Origin of the sequence: Bacillus sp. FSL W8-0102, from assembly GCF_038007225.1 — a bacterium.
GTDB classification, from domain to species: domain Bacteria; phylum Bacillota; class Bacilli; order Bacillales; family DSM-4216; genus Bacillus_O; species Bacillus_O smithii.
In genome coordinates this window covers 2007148-2022193 of record NZ_JBBOWT010000001.1, presented here as the reverse complement: position 1 = coordinate 2022193, position 15046 = coordinate 2007148, and the positions used below count along the sequence as shown (strand labels likewise).

Here is a 15046-nt window from a genome sequence, read left to right as displayed (position 1 = left end):
TCTTTTTATCTTTGTCTATTACAGATAAAACGCGCCAATCATAATTTTTATCATTATCTTGTGATAGACGCTAGATTAAGCTATATATGATCAATGATCACAAAATGACTGAAGACTGTCTTTGTCTTCAGTCATTTTGTATTTAATCTTCTCTACGATCCATCCGTTCATATACTTATAGCTGCTGAGAACTACAATTACTGACTGATCCCCATTTGTTCCATTATTTTCAATCATTAATCGTTGAAGAAAGTCTTGAACCAAATCGGTAATAAAAGGAAACTCTGCGAACTACCTCTAAATCTACATGTTTGCCACCAAAAAATTTTCCTTTACACATTTTTTTCTCCTCAAACACTACAGAACGATTCTTAATCTATTCATGGAAAGGATGGGTCTTCTTAAAAAAATGAAGGGGTAATTTCACCTTAAGAATAGGTTTCTCAATTAGAAGATATTGATCATAATCGACGCTTTTAACGCATTCCTTGTGCACGTTCGAATATGAATATTTGTTCAAAATAAATCATATCTTGATGGTGTAAAAAATAAAAGAAAGGAGTTTTATAGTGGATATGATTTTATTTCGGAACCTGAGATTCATGATGTGTTAGAACAATAACCCATTTTAAGAAACATAGTGGATCCAAAAGATTCATGGATGATCATTGAATCGATCCCCGAAGTGATAAAAACAAACTCTTATTAAATAACCCTGATGAAATACGATATTGTGCTGTATATGCACCAAAAACTTTTGGAAATTCGATAAACAGAAATGTAAGCGTTTTTAAATATGTGCAGATTTGTTTGAACTGATAAATTGATCAAAACAGCAACATGAATTTTGGGGGTATAGCATGGAAAAATTGACAAATTTTTTTACAAATTTAATGAGAAAGTATCTTCCCGATCCTTTCGTTTTTGCGATTGGACTAACCCTTTTAACAATGATTCTATCAATAGTTGTTGAAGGGCAAGGATTTAAAGAAATGACGTTGAATTGGGGAAATGGTTTTTGGGATTTATTGGCGTTCACAGCACAAATGGCCGTCATTCTCGCTGCGGGGTATGTGCTGGCAACTTCTCCGTTGATTGATAAATTTCTAAATAAAATTGCAAGCAAGGTTCGTACTCCGAAAGCAGCCATTATCGTAGCGACCCTTGTTGGAGGCATTGGTTGCTATTTAAACTGGGGATTTGGGCTCGTCATCGGAAGTGTAATGGCGAAAAAATTGGCAGTAAAAGTAAAAGGTGTTCACTATCCGTTAATCATTGCATCCGCCTATAGCGGTTTTACCCTTTATGGATTAGGCTTATCCGCCAGTATTCCCGTGCTTATTTCAACTCCGGGTCATCCAATGGAAAAAACAATGGGGGTTATTCCTCTTTCAGAAACCATTTTTTCACCGCCTGTGATCATGACATCCATTGTTCTTATTATTACTCTTCCAATGTTAAATGCAATGCTGCATCCAAAAAGAAAAGAAAATATTATCGAAATGGATCCATCCGTACATTCAGAAGAAACGGCAGCAGCTACAGAATTATTAGAAGAAAATACATTGGCAAATAAATTAAACAATAGTCGTTTATTATCTTTCATCATTGGTATCATCGGAATTATTTATGTATGCATTTATTTTTATGATGGTCATTCTTTAAATCTAAATATAGTTAATTTCATTATTCTATTTCTAGGAATTCTTTTATTAGGCTCGCCAGCCAAATATATAGCTAGTTTAAACGAAGGAATCAAAACGATTTCCGGTATCATCTTGCAATATCCTTTTTATGCAGGCATTATGGCCATAATGACCGGATCGGGATTGGTGAATACCATTGCGAAGGGATTTGTCCATTTCTCTTCAGCAGAATCACTTCCATTTTGGGGACTTATCAGTTCATTTTTTATTAACTATTTCGCTCCTTCTGCAGGAGGACACTGGGTTGTTCAAGGACCGTTTATGATTGACGCAGCAAAAGAACTACATTCCTCTCTTAGTCAAACCTCTATGAGTGTAATGCTTGGCAGTGCTTGGAACGATTTAGTTCAGCCGTTTTGGCTTTTGCCGGCGCTTGCTATATCAAAGTTGAAATTGAAGGATGTTATGGGGTATACGGTTGTCATGATGTTCTGGGTAGGAATTGTTTATATCGCAGCCGTGCTTGTTATGGGATATTTATTTTAAAATACAAGCGGTGTAACAGTGGAAGATTGTTGATATAATTTGATGAATTAGGCTCTTTCCTTTCTCATCCATAAAGGGGTACTGTCAGGAAAATGCGGATTTAGAACTCTAAGCCGATTTTCAAGATGGTTCCCCCGTTTTTAACTTAAAGATTCATCCGAAATGTAATTAAGAATAAAGATTGTTTTTTCGATTCTTCCCATCTCACGTAAGGCTGTAGCTAAACTGTTTTGCCTTGAATAAGAGCCTAGTTTCCCCATAATAAGGGATGTTTAGACTGTTCCTCCTCTTATAGAGTGAGCGAGTCGCAAAACATCCTCATAATTTTTTTTCATGACCTTTGTATTTATTTGTCCACGTAAAATAGCTTCTAGTTTTGTTGAGGATAAAGACTAAGCGAAGATGGAGTGGCACCGATTTGTTTTGATATATAATATATGACTGAATCTGGATGCTTTTGATATGAGTGTATGGCCAACCGGGATACCGAAGAACGGCTAATTGAACGGCGAACCCTAAACGGTTTTCTTCTCTCCTTTGCTTATTTATAATTTCTAAATCTGGTTTGGAAAAAGTGTGGTAGGTTCCTAGCACCCACTCATCTTCAGGAATTTGCATAAAGGCCTGTCGCTGTTCCGGTGTAGCAATTCTCTACCTCTCGCAATTTTCATACAGTATCATCTCATTTCTGCAATTATTCAGTTAATTAGTTCATTTTTATCAACAAGAGTGTACTCTATTGATACAAGTGTAGTAGACTGATAAAATCATAGCTAAGAGTATCTCATCAACTTGAGAAATTTCCAAACCAGGAGCCGCAAATCAAGTGGATCAAACCACGTTTACCGATCACGGTACATACATCATTATGTTGGCCGCAGCAAAGAATCATTTGAGCATTTTACCCGAAGAAAAGACAATGGTGCATTTTTCCAATGAAATCGCCCAAGCTGGCTACAGCGCTTCTTCATGCATAATTCAGAATTCAATGAACTGGACCAGTTAATTACGAATTGCTTGAGAAGATAATTGAATTTAATATCAAGGATAAGACTGAGAATTCGAATTTTTGGCGACAATAGCATAATAGCAAAGGAGGAAGACATGGAAGTTTTTGCAAAATATTTAGCAGGTATCGATAATCCTGACCACCGCGACCGAACAGAGGAAATTTTGGCGTGGGTAGCTAATAAATTCCCGAATTTGGAACCGCAAATCAAGTGGAACAAACCCACGTTTACCGATCACGGCACATACATCATTATGTTTGCCACGGCAAAGAATCATTTGAGCATTTTACCCGAAGAAAAGACAATGGTGCATTTTGCAAATGAAATCGCCCAAGCTGGCTACAGCGCTTCTTCACGCTTGTTCCGAATCCCATGGACTGAACCAGTTAATTACGAATTGCTTAAGAAGATCATTGAATTTAATATTCAGGATAAAGCAGAATATACGAATTTTTGGCGGAAATAGCATAATATCGAAGGGGAAAGATATGGAAGTTTTTGCAAAATATTTAGCAGGTATCGATAACCCCGACCACCGCGACCAAACAGAGGAAATTTTGGCGTGGGTAGCTAATAAATTCCCAAATTTGGAACCGCAAATCAAGTGGAATACGCCAATGTTTACCGATCACGGCACATTTATCATCGGCTTTTCCACAGCGAAGCATCATTTGAGCGTTTCACCCGAAGAAGTAGGCATTGCGCACTTTGCCGATGAAATCGCCCAAGCTGGCTACAGCGCTACCAAAGGCTTGTTTCGAATTCCGTGGAATGAGCCGGTAAATTACGAATTGCTTGAGAAGATCATCGAATTTAATATTTAGGATAAAGCAGAATATACGAATTTTTGGCGGAAATAATACATCATGCCTTATCAAAAAACGCATGGCACGAAAAAATGTCATGCGTTTTTGCAACATAAACGATATGGGAAAGTATCATATCCTTAATGATGAGATTACCGTTTTCTTTTAAATTCAAGATGAATAGTCTATCTAAAAGCAAGGAGATTTCCTTTTCTTTTAGATAGGCTTTTTTGGCATCGGTAAAAAATTGATTTAGTAATTGTGAAATAATCATTAACAGGGAGGGATATTAAACCAAAACAAAAGGGGATGAAAAATGTCCCTACTTTGAAGATTGAACAAATGAGAGTAAAAAATAAAAATGTTATAATACAATACTGAAATACAATAAAGAGGAGAGCATGACCATGTTTAAAAAGATACTTGCGAGTTTTGGAAAAGGTTCAGCTACCGTTGACTTGCGTTTATATACGAATTCCTATCAAGTTGGCGAAAATGTGCAGGGTGACGTCGTCATATTTGGAGGAGAAGTAGATCAAAAAATCCGTTCCATTGATGTTGGGTTGTTTATGGAAATTCGAAATGAACATGGTATGGCCAAACATCATATTGCCACTGTCCCTGCCAGCGGGCCGTTTATTATTCATGCCCATGAAGAAAAATACATTCCATTTCACTATCAGCTCCCCTTTACATTACCTGTCTCCTGCCCAACCGTTTCCTTTTACTTTGATACATACTTAGACATTGAAGGTGGAGCGGATAAAAAAGATGTGGATTATGTAGAAATTCGACCTATTCCGCCAATCATGAATGTTTTTGCAGCACTGGAACGGCTCGGATTTCGTCAAACCTCAACATCAGGAAAATTGGATCGCTTTGGTCAAGAATTTTCATTTTTCCCGATGAGTCATTTTGCTCAAGATATACATGAAATAGAAATGCGTCTTGCATTGGAAGAACAAGGAATTCGCGTTTGGATGGAAGTAGAGGTTCGGCAAGGTTATCATGAAGTTGAAGTCAAAAGAGAATTCTTTTTGACACAAGAAGTTTTGAATGATATGCCGGCATTAGTAAACGTGTTGGAAAGATATATTGTGGAAGCCATTCAGCAGCCGGGTTTTTATCACCAACCGCATTCCTATCATACCTATTCTTATGAACCATATGATTATGACGAACACCCATTCCGTCAACATGGAAACTCTGCGGCAGGAATGATTGGAGGATTTGTGGCAGGAGCACTAGGAGGCATGCTCTTAGATGAAGTGATGGAAGATTTAATCCATGAAGACCATGATCACGACTACGATCATGATCATGATGGATTTGGTTTTGATGATTTCTTTGGAGATGATGAGTAAAGATTTTCCTTTGATTGATGAAGAAAAGATGCTTTAGGTTCTGCCAGTTAGTATGCGGCAACAAGCAAAAGCAGAACACATTGGTTTTAATAAATTAATGTTTAAAGAAGAACCATCATTTTATGGTGCGAATGTAAAGCGCACATAAAATCACCGAAACATTCGCACCTGAATCCGACCCTTTTATTCGAAAATTATGGTATTCATTTAAAAAATTTCTTTGTTTTGTTAAAAGAAAATAGTGAGTTTTTGATCAAAAAGACGGGAATTTTCGGTTTTTTTGATCAAAAACCGCTGTCGCACTCTACATGAGTGCGTGGATTTAAATTTTATCCATATTCCGATAGTAAAGGACTGCTAATCGTCGCACTCTATATGAGTGCGTGGATTGAAATCCATATTTAGAAACAAATCGATTTCTTGGTAATAATATCAGCGCCACAACAAATATTTCAAGCTAGATGAAAAACAACTGTGATATGCTATTCTAATTAAAATTCACTAATTTATTTGCAAGTTAAGATTAATAATAACACAGACAAAAATTAACCCTCTTTTGTTATTAAAGCCATCCCCGCTCAAGGGATGGCTTTGTTCATGCACAACATTTCGTGTCGTCGCTTGATTTTTCATTGTTAAAAAGAAACTTTTTCAATAGAGGCTGCTGCCAAAATAGATTGTTCAAGAATTTCCAGCCCTTCTTGCAATTGTTCATCAGTAATGGTAATCGGCATCAGCAAACGTATAACATTGCCGAATATGCCTGCGCTTAAAAGAAGTAAACCACGCTTATTGGCTTCAGCGATGATTCGATTGGTTAAATCTTTGTTAGGCTCTTTTGTTTCTCTGTCTTTTATAAGCTCTATTGCACACATTGCTCCCAGCCCCCGAATATCGCCGATAAACTCGAATCGATCGTACCAATTTTTAAACTTGTTCATGACGGTTTTACCGATTTGTTCGCCGCGAGCGTTTAAATTCTCGGATTCAATGATGTCCAATACGGCTAATGCAGCCGCACAACCGAGTGGGCTTCCGCAATAAGTTCCGCCTAATTCACCTGGCGAAGCAGCATCCATAATGTCGCTTCTACCAATCACGCCGCTTAACGGTACTCCTGCAGCAAGTGATTTAGAAATGGTGATTAAATCAGGAACAATGTCGAAATGCTCAATGGCAAAATAACGGCCAGTCCGGCAAAAACCTGTTTGGATTTCATCCGCCACGAATAAAATGCCATATTCATGACAAATGTCATAAACCGCTTGAACAAATTTTTTACTGGGAACGATGAAACCACCTTCGCCTTGTACAGGTTCCATGACAACTGCCGCTACCATTTCTGGAGCAACGTCATTTTTGAAAAAGTTTTTAAATTCTTCGATGATAAAATTTTCATATTCTTCGTCCGAAATGTTGCCTGGTTTTCTATAAAAATATGGATAAGGCGCTTTATAAACCTCTGAAGCAAAGGGGCCGAATTCAAATTTATAAGGCTTTACTTTGCTTGTCATCGACATCGTCATTAATGTCCGGCCATGAAAACCTCGTGTAAAGCTAATGATGCCCGGTCTTTTTGTGTATTTTCTAGCAATTTTCACGGCGTTTTCTACTGCCTCTGCTCCGCTGTTGAGGAGAATCACTTTTTTATCCTCATTCCCCGGGGCGATGGCCGCTAGTTTTTCAGCCAATTCAATATATGGTTCATACATCACGACATTAAATCCTGTATGAATATATTGATCAATTTGGGCTTTTAAAGCATCTACCACTTTTGGATGGCGGTGTCCTACGTTGATCGTCCCTATGGCTCCTGCAAAATCTATAAACGTATTACCATCTACGTCTGTTACGAGTGAACCAGCTGCTTCTTTGGCGAAAGTAGGTATTCCATAGCTAACTCCACGGGGGATCGCTTTTTCTCTTCTTTCCAACAAGCTTTTAGAGATGCTTCCTGGTAAACTGCTTTTAACATTTGCGTATTTCATTTGTATCCATCCTTTCCATTTTAAATAGATTTTTGATCAAGAGGTAATTCTGTCGGACTTTCAACGCTTTGAAAATCCATTTCGGGTGGTGCTATTTTAAAGCCTTTTGTTAAAAAGGCTAGATAAACGATTCCAATGAAGGTCCATATCGAACCGAGAATTTTTGCATTTTTATCCAAATTCAAAAATAGTCCAAAGTCTAAAACGGCTCCTACTAAAGGAATGAGAAAATAGAAAAAAGTATCCTTGCTTGAACGATTTTTTTGTTTTATATAGTAGTGAAAAATCACATCCACATTGACAAATATAAATGTCAAAAACGCTCCGAAATTAATAAAGGATGTGGATGTCGTAACGTCCATATTCACCGCTAGTAAAGAAATGGCTCCCATTATCACAATATTGAGAATGGGTGTTTTGGTTTTTGCATTTAAATAGCCAAATAATTTTGTCGGCAATACGTTGTCTCTGCCCATTGCATATAATAGGCGTGCACCGCTTGCCTGGGCAGCGATTCCCGATGCAAATTGGGCAATGATCATACCGGAAAGGAAAATGGAGCTTAACAATGTTCCGCCAATTTGTTTAGCAATTTCAAATGCAGCTGAATCAAGATGTTGAAAATCAGTGTAGTTTGGATGAACAAGGTATAGAAAACAAGAGGAAATGACAAAGATGATTCCACCGATGAAAGTAACAAGCAAAATAGCTCGCGGCAGCGTTTTTTCCGGCTGCAGCGTTTCTTCAGACATGGTTGTGACAGCGTCAAATCCTAAAAATGAATAACATGCGATGGAAGCTCCTGCAAGTATAGATGAAAGAGAGGAGTGACTGTTGAAAAACGGGTTGTGATCGAATGGGTTGCCCCCAGTATTCGAAGTCATGTTCATAATGGATATTATGAGAAAAAAAGCAATCACTAGCAGTTGAAAAACCATCATGAAAAAATTGACATTTGTCGTCATTTTAACGCTAATGACATTAATGATAGATGTGATGACGATAAAGGCGATGATCCATATCCATAGAGGAACGGACGGAAAGGCAGAATGAAGATATACGGATCCGATCAGCCAGATGACCATGGGAAGGAATAAATAATCTAACAATATAGCCCAGCCGATAATGAACCCCAAATGTGAACTGATCGACTTTCGAGTATAAGTATAGGCTGAACCTGAGGTGGGGAAGGCTTTAACCATTTTTCCATAGCTGTAGGCGGTAAATAGCATGGCGATCAACGCAACGACATAGGCGGTTGGAACAGAACCGTGGGTGGTCTCGGCTAAAATGCCATAGGTTCCGAAAACAATCATAGGTGCCATATAAGCAAGGCCAAAAATAATCACTTGCGGCAGCTTTAATGTTCGTTTCAGATGAAGCTGTTTCTTCATATCCATATCATCTCCTTTGTTCGGTTTTGTTTTCTGATTTATCAGTCAATTCATTAAATAGCTCTACGTATAAGTCGGTTCTCCGATCTGCCATATAATTTAAATGTTCATCAAATGGTTTATTTAGCGGAACATGAATGGTGATTAGTTGTTCTTCATCATTTAGTTTGACGATTACAGTGCCGTTTCCGTCGACGGCAGCGCTTTCACCAAAGAAAGTAGTATCATATTCTGTTCCGGTACGATTGCACAATACGATTGGAATTTGATTTTCCATAGCCCGGCTTTGTAAATAAATGAATTGATGCTTTTCATAAGGCTTCATGTTTGCCAGCGGTACGAGTAGAAGCTCTGCTCCCTTAAGCCGGAGTATTCTTGCGACTTCTGGAAATTCCAGATCATAGCAAATCATTAATGCTATTTTTCCAAGCTTGGTATCAAAGACAGGCAGCTCTGTTCCTCCTTTAAATACATTTCTTTCGTTAGCAAAGAGATGGGATTTTCGATAGATGCCTCTTATCGTCCCTTTGTCGTCAATCAGAATGGCAGTGATAGAGAAGGTGGAGTCCTTATTTTTTTCCGGAAAAGAGATAACAGCAAAGATTTCATGTTCTCTACAAGCACTTTGGAAAATTTGAATGCTATTGCCTGAAAGCGGCTCGGCCAACTCACTTAAAGATTCCCAAACAAAATATCCAGTTAAACATAATTCCGGAAACAGAATGAGCTGTGATTGCTGCTTTTTTGCTGTTTTCATCATTTCGATCATTTTATGAATATTCTCTTTTTTATCGCCTTGTTTTGGTGAAAATTGAGCCATGGTCACTCGAACCATTTGGTTTACCTCCCAGTACTGAGGATTTATCTTATGTATACAAAAATTGTATACAATTTATGCCGTGGCTTTATACGTAACGATGAATGATTTGTGTAATCGAGACAGGATCCGTAAATTCTTTTGAAAAATCAATATCGTTTTGAATCGATTCGATATGTTTAAAAGCTAGTTCTTTTGCTGCTTTAGGCTGGTGATTTTTAATCGCCTCTAATAATTCATCATGCTCACAGATGGCATTTGCTTCTTTATGTTCAGATACATCATAGAAGCTTAATATGATATGGGATAAAGTAATAATTTTTTTAAGAAATTCGATTAAATACGAATTTCTGGATGCTTCAATGATACTCAAATGCAAATTCTTTGTTGCCACTAATGACTGGTGAAACAACTGATCTTTCATTAATTTTCGTTCTTCTTCTAAAAAATGATACATACGATCGATTTCTGCTGGTGTTGCATAGTGAGCCGCCAGTTCTGTCGCTTGGGGTTCTAACATTTTCCGGACGCTGAATATTTGTTCTGCTTCAGCTGGGGTGGGGCAGTACACAAAGGCACCTCTTTTTGGCTTTAATTCGATTAATGAATCGTATTTCAATCGCTGAAAAACCGTTCGAATAGGTGTACGGCTGACCCCGAAGGCTTCTGCTAATACATTTTCTTTTAATTGTTGCCCGGGAGGAAAATCTGCATTTACAATGGCGTCACGGAGAACACGATATATTTTCTCCTCAGTCATTTTAGGTGCAGTCTTCATTGCATCATTCCTTTCTAATGAATGGTTTCTTATAAAATAACACGAATTTTCAGAAATATCAAATTTATTGTCAGATTATCTCTCATACTTTTTGCTATTGCAATAGGCAAACAATTGATCGGGATGCAAATGACAGACTTATTTCATCCAACTATATATACGACGAAAGTAAGCATATTCGTAATGCGTTCATCTATCAGTCAGCTATTGAATTTTTCTATAAATGTTGATCAATAGGCTGCCAGTAATCGTCTGAAGAAATAGCAGCGAAAGTTGGGAGAGAGGGGATCGATACTAAAAAATGATCAATCAAGGAAGAAGTTTCCAAAAGGAATTTTTTAGTTCGAGCAAAGTGAAGTTCGTCATGATTTGGATCATTCATTTGCGAAAAAAGTCGTCATACAAAGTTAAAAACACCTTTCCATTCAGTCCATAAGCTAATTTTTTATGTTAATTTTTGATTTAACAACGAACTTTATTTCTTCATAACTCAACTTTCGCAGTGAAAAATTTATGAATAATCCTTGATTTGATAGGTTTCTTTAGGTATCTCATATTCACTTGACACTGAAAAAATTCGTCTAAAAAACAAAAAGACACCTCTTTCTTTTGGTAAACTATTGGTGACCAAACCAAAAACCAAAGAAAGAAAGGTGTCACCATTATGATAACGAAAAAAGAGTATTTTGCGCAATTACCAAAAGAAATAAAAGACGGATTTTCTGAATTACAAATTGGTAATCATTTAAGAAAAGCAGGAATTATCAAGGCTTGTGGTTATTCTTGTTTATCGATTTTTCAACTATTATTTCTTCTTGTTTTTCAATACAGAAACTGGTACCACGCCTTACAAAGCAAAAAGGCTGCCGATTTACCAGGAAAAGATACCATTTATCGTTTTTTGAACTCGTCTACGTATAACTGGAGAACCTTTTTACTATCTCTGAGCTCCGAAGTGATTCGTCGTGTGAAACAAACGATTTCGAAGCGCCGTGTTACCGTGTTTATTGTAGACGATTCGATTTATTCTCGTAACCGTAGTAAATCGGTTGAGCTTCTAGCTAAAGTATTCGATCATTCCACTCGTCAGTTTGTCAATGGTTTTCAACTATTAACGCTCGGATGGTCCGATGGCTTTACATTTGTACCTATCGATTTCGCTCTTTTGAGTTCAGCGAACCAAAAGAATCGCTTGAACGAAATCCATTCGTCCATTGATAAACGAACCACAGGCTACAAACGACGGCTCGAGGCATTGGAAGCAAAACCAAACATGGTGTTGAAATTAGTAGAACATGCATTGGATAAAGGAATTTTCGCTGATTATGTGCTCATGGATACATGGTTTACTCATGCCCCGTTGGTGGAGAAGATTCACTCCAAAGGCCTTTTTGTCATTGGTATGGTCAAACAGCTGAAACAACGGTATCTTTTCAACGGAGAACGTTTAACCTTGGAACAACTGTATCGAAAAGCGAAACGAGACATTGGCAAAAAAGAAACACTCGGCTCGATTCACGCAACCCTTCATACGGGTTTACCAGTGAAAATCGTGTTTGTGCGGAATCGAAACAACCAAAGTGAATGGCTAGCCATTTTGAGTACAGATACCACGCTGTCTAATGAAGAAATCGTTCGAATCTATGGGATGCGTTGGGACATTGAAACCTTTTTTAAATTCAGTAAATCGTTTTTACATTTAGCCAAAGAGTTTCAAGGTCGTTCCTATGACATGATGATTAGCCATACTACCATTGTCTTCACTCGGTATATCTTGATTGCTTGGCAACTTCGGAAAGAAGAGGATCCGAAGACCATGGGCAACTTATTCTTGTTTCTATGTGACGAAGTAAAGGAGATGGACTTTAAAACGGCTTTACTACAATTGATTTCTCTTTTCCAAACTTTGGCTGAAGCTAAGGTTTATTTGAGTATGGACATTTTTCAGTGTCAACTGTCCAATTGGATTACTTCTTTACCTCGTTATATCAAGGACTGTCTTCATATTTCTGTGTGCGAAAGTTGAGTTCATAATTTTTTAGGATTCATCGTCACTATGAAGCTTGCTGGAATCATATAAATATGGGAAAATAAGATTGACTTGAATACCAAAATTTGCAAAGCGAAATGTAAGGGGTTACATATTATCCGAAGAAAAATACCTTTTTAGACGTGAACCATAGCATACCCCCAATCTTTCATGCTGTTAGTCATTTGTTGAGCGGAATATCATTTTATTTTATAGGATATTCATAACTATAAAACCTTGAAAATACAATAGGGGGCTAAACGATGAAAAAGATATTAAATGATCCTAAAAATGTTTTGGACGAAATGCTGAACGGTTTTGTTTATACAAATGAAGGACTAGTGAAACGGTTGGAAGGAACAGGTGTCATTTATCGAACTTTCAAAGACGAGGGCAAAGTGGGACTAGTCAGCGGAGGAGGGAGCGGTCATGAACCTAGCCATGCAGGTTTTGTCGGACAAGGCATGCTGTCGGCTGCCGTCTGTGGCGAAGTCTTTACTTCTCCAACACCTGACCAAATAGTTGAAGCCATTAAGATAGCGGATCAAGGTGCGGGTGTTTTATTGATTGTGAAAAACTACACTGGTGATGTGATGAATTTTGAGATGGCTCAAGAGATGGCTGAAATGGAAAATATACAAGTCGAAAAATTAATTGTTGATGATGACATCGCCGTTGAAGATAGCACTTTCACGGCCGGAAGAAGGGGAATAGCGGGAACTGTTCTGGTACATAAAATTTTAGGTGCTGCGGCAGCGTCTGGTTTATCCCTTAAAGAAATAAAAGAATTGGGGGATCAGTTAGTACCGAATATCAAAACAATAGGGGTATCTATTTCTCCGGCGACCGTTCCGGAAGTAGGCAAACCGGGATTTCAACTAGCAGAGGATGAAATGGAGTACGGTGTTGGAATTCATGGGGAACCGGGATACCGGCGTGAAAAAATAAAAACATCAAGAGAAATCGCAAAAGAACTAGTCAACCAATTGAAAAAAGCATTCAACTGGAAAAAAGGGGATCAATATGCCGTATTGGTAAATGGACTAGGTTCTACACCGTTAATGGAACAATTTGTGTTCATGAATGATGTCCATGCTTTATTAAAGGAAGAAGAGTTGGTGATTGATTATAAAAAAGTTGGTTCCTTTATGACTTCTATTGATATGGCAGGGGTCTCTTTAACTCTTGTCAAACTGGCAGATGATACTTGGACCCATTATTTGAAACTTCCCGTTAAGACACCTGCATGGGTATAGAAGGAGGAATGATGGATGTTAACGACTGAAAATACTGTCAAATGGCTCATTTTATTTGCTGGTAAAGTGAATGAACAAAAGGTTTATTTAAGTGAATTAGACAGCGCTATAGGCGACGGCGATCATGGCACGAATATGGCGCGCGGAACAAAAGACATGGAAGAAAAATTAAAAGAGGAGGAATATGCGACGGTACAAGATGTTTTGAAAAAAGCTTCCATGTCGCTTCTGAGTAAAATCGGAGGCGCCTCCGGACCTCTTTATGGATCTGCCCTTATGGCGATGGCCAAACAAGCCGGCAAGGATGAAAAAAATATAGCGGCGATTCTAAAAGCAGGGCTTGAAGGGATTCAAAAGAGGGGAAAGGCAGTACCGGGCGAAAAAACCATGGTGGATGTTTGGGTCCCTGTGATCGAAGCGCTGGAATCCGGAAATTTAACAGATATTCCGAAAGAAGTCTCCCACTTCAAGCGTGAGAAGGGCGTAGCCCAACGATAAGTGGGGGATGAATTTTGGTTGGCGATAGCCAACTAATAGGATAGAATATAGCTAGAACGGACACCTTCGGAACGAAGGGAAGCGTAAAGGGTTCTTGTGTGTGGCTTACCGTTCAGCGAACACGCACAAGTCGCTTGAAGCCCCCGCCTCTAAGCGAAGCGTAGGTGGTGGGTAGTTCACCAAAAGAAACGATACAGGAAGCTGTGAATCAAACAAAAGATATGAAAGCAACGAAGGGACGCGCCTCTTATCTTGGAGAACGTTCCATCGGGCATCTGGATCCTGGCGCCGTTTCAAGCGGATACTTTTTTGAAGCGATGTTAGAGGGAGGCATTCTGAATGACTAAAAAAGAATATGGGATTGTCATTGTCTCCCACATCGAAGAACTGGCGGAAGGAGTAGTGCGATTATTAAAAGAGGCAGCCCGAGACGTTTCGATCACTTGTGCAGGGGGAACAGAGGAAGGGGGTGTAGGGACAAGTTTTGAGAAGATCAGCTCCGCGATCTCCGAGAATAGTGCTGATAAACTGTTGGCCTTTTATGATCTAGGCAGTGCGAAAATGAACTTAGAAATGGCGATGGAAATAACCGAAAAGCAAGTTCATCTTATGGATACCGCGTTAGTTGAGAGCGCTTATACTGCAGCCGCATTGATACAAGCCGATGCACCCTTCGAAGAAATTATAGATCAACTCAAACCATTGAAAATAAAATAAAAACAAGCTTCCAATTTGCAAGATAGTCTTGCAGATTGGAAGTTTTTTATTTGATCCAAAATTTTTATCTTACACCATATCGAAGTATGATAGATGGAATGAAGCCAAAATATCATGGATCGAATGGGGCTGATTCGTCTGTTGTCGATAGGTTGTTTAGAGCATATGAAAAAAGGCCAAAAACCTAACGAATCCAG

At 38.4% G+C, this 15046-nt stretch carries 13 protein-coding genes and 3 pseudogenes; 10 read left to right on the top strand and 6 right to left on the bottom strand.

Annotation, left to right across the window (positions count from 1 at the left end; genetic code table 11):
- The first annotated feature begins 860 nt into the window (after nucleotides 1-860).
- The gene (locus N1I87_RS09650) at nucleotides 861-2192 is read left to right on the top strand and encodes a short-chain fatty acid transporter (protein ID WP_341101482.1); all 1332 of its coding nucleotides are present in this window, start codon (nucleotides 861-863) and stop codon (nucleotides 2190-2192) included.
- A 146-nt stretch (nucleotides 2193-2338) separates the two neighbouring features.
- Here N1I87_RS09650 and N1I87_RS09645 read toward each other — a convergent pair.
- Nucleotides 2339-2569: pseudogene (locus tag N1I87_RS09645) on the bottom strand (Tn3 family transposase); the annotation flags it as partial.
- Nucleotides 2569-2863 (bottom strand): annotated as a pseudogene (locus N1I87_RS09640) (DUF4158 domain-containing protein); the annotation flags it as partial. The pseudogenes N1I87_RS09645 and N1I87_RS09640, both read right to left, overlap by 1 nt.
- A 155-nt stretch (nucleotides 2864-3018) precedes the next feature.
- Between N1I87_RS09640 and N1I87_RS18070 the strand changes: the two are divergent.
- The 4 genes from N1I87_RS18070 (at nucleotide 3019) to N1I87_RS09620 (ending at nucleotide 5372) form a co-directional block, all read left to right on the top strand.
- Nucleotides 3019-3198, top strand: coding sequence for a hypothetical protein (locus N1I87_RS18070; RefSeq protein WP_445285691.1), 180 nt, complete (start codon nucleotides 3019-3021; stop codon nucleotides 3196-3198).
- Nucleotides 3199-3296: 98 nt separating this feature from the next.
- Complete coding sequence (locus tag N1I87_RS09630) at nucleotides 3297-3668, top strand: iron chaperone (protein ID WP_341101478.1); 372 nt, start codon at nucleotides 3297-3299, stop codon at nucleotides 3666-3668.
- A 22-nt stretch (nucleotides 3669-3690) separates the two neighbouring features.
- Nucleotides 3691-4026: an iron chaperone gene (locus tag N1I87_RS09625; RefSeq protein WP_341101477.1), complete on the top strand. Its 336-nt coding sequence runs from the start codon at nucleotides 3691-3693 to the stop codon at nucleotides 4024-4026.
- A 389-nt stretch (nucleotides 4027-4415) separates the two neighbouring features.
- Nucleotides 4416-5372 carry a sporulation protein gene (locus N1I87_RS09620; RefSeq protein ID WP_270584216.1) on the top strand — a complete coding sequence of 319 codons (957 nt, stop codon included), beginning with the start codon at nucleotides 4416-4418 and terminating at the stop codon, nucleotides 5370-5372.
- A gap of 635 nt (nucleotides 5373-6007) precedes the next feature.
- Here N1I87_RS09620 and gabT read toward each other — a convergent pair.
- From gabT to N1I87_RS09600, 4 genes are all read right to left on the bottom strand, one after another.
- The gene (gene gabT, locus N1I87_RS09615) at nucleotides 6008-7360 is read right to left on the bottom strand and encodes a 4-aminobutyrate--2-oxoglutarate transaminase (RefSeq protein ID WP_341101476.1); all 1353 of its coding nucleotides are present in this window, start codon (nucleotides 7358-7360) and stop codon (nucleotides 6008-6010) included.
- A gap of 20 nt (nucleotides 7361-7380) precedes the next feature.
- Nucleotides 7381-8760, bottom strand: coding sequence for an APC family permease (locus N1I87_RS09610; RefSeq protein WP_445285690.1), 1380 nt, complete (start codon nucleotides 8758-8760; stop codon nucleotides 7381-7383).
- 1 nt (nucleotide 8761) lies between these two features.
- Nucleotides 8762-9574, bottom strand: a complete 813-nt coding sequence (locus N1I87_RS09605) for a carbon-nitrogen hydrolase family protein (protein ID WP_341103343.1) — start codon at nucleotides 9572-9574, stop codon at nucleotides 8762-8764.
- Nucleotides 9575-9659: 85 nt separating this feature from the next.
- The gene (locus N1I87_RS09600) at nucleotides 9660-10349 is read right to left on the bottom strand and encodes a GntR family transcriptional regulator (protein WP_340397499.1); all 690 of its coding nucleotides are present in this window, start codon (nucleotides 10347-10349) and stop codon (nucleotides 9660-9662) included.
- Nucleotides 10350-11013: 664 nt separating this feature from the next.
- Between N1I87_RS09600 and N1I87_RS09595 the strand changes: the two genes are divergently transcribed.
- From N1I87_RS09595 to dhaM, 5 genes and pseudogenes are all read left to right on the top strand, one after another.
- The gene (locus tag N1I87_RS09595; protein WP_003353499.1) at nucleotides 11014-12375 is read left to right on the top strand and encodes an IS4 family transposase; all 1362 of its coding nucleotides are present in this window, start codon (nucleotides 11014-11016) and stop codon (nucleotides 12373-12375) included.
- Nucleotides 12376-12641: 266 nt separating this feature from the next.
- On the top strand, nucleotides 12642-13634 hold the full coding sequence (gene dhaK, locus N1I87_RS09590; RefSeq protein WP_341101474.1) for a dihydroxyacetone kinase subunit DhaK: 993 nt from the start codon (nucleotides 12642-12644) through the stop codon (nucleotides 13632-13634).
- A gap of 15 nt (nucleotides 13635-13649) precedes the next feature.
- Nucleotides 13650-14075 (top strand): annotated as a pseudogene (dhaL, locus tag N1I87_RS09585) (dihydroxyacetone kinase subunit DhaL); the annotation flags it as partial.
- A gap of 224 nt (nucleotides 14076-14299) precedes the next feature.
- Nucleotides 14300-14479 carry a DAK2 domain-containing protein gene (locus N1I87_RS09580; protein WP_445285689.1) on the top strand — a complete coding sequence of 60 codons (180 nt, stop codon included), beginning with the start codon at nucleotides 14300-14302 and terminating at the stop codon, nucleotides 14477-14479.
- Nucleotides 14472-14849: a dihydroxyacetone kinase phosphoryl donor subunit DhaM gene (gene dhaM, locus N1I87_RS09575; RefSeq protein WP_341101473.1), complete on the top strand. Its 378-nt coding sequence runs from the start codon at nucleotides 14472-14474 to the stop codon at nucleotides 14847-14849. The genes N1I87_RS09580 and dhaM overlap by 8 nt, the downstream gene beginning before the upstream one ends.
- Nucleotides 14850-15046 lie beyond the last annotated feature (197 nt).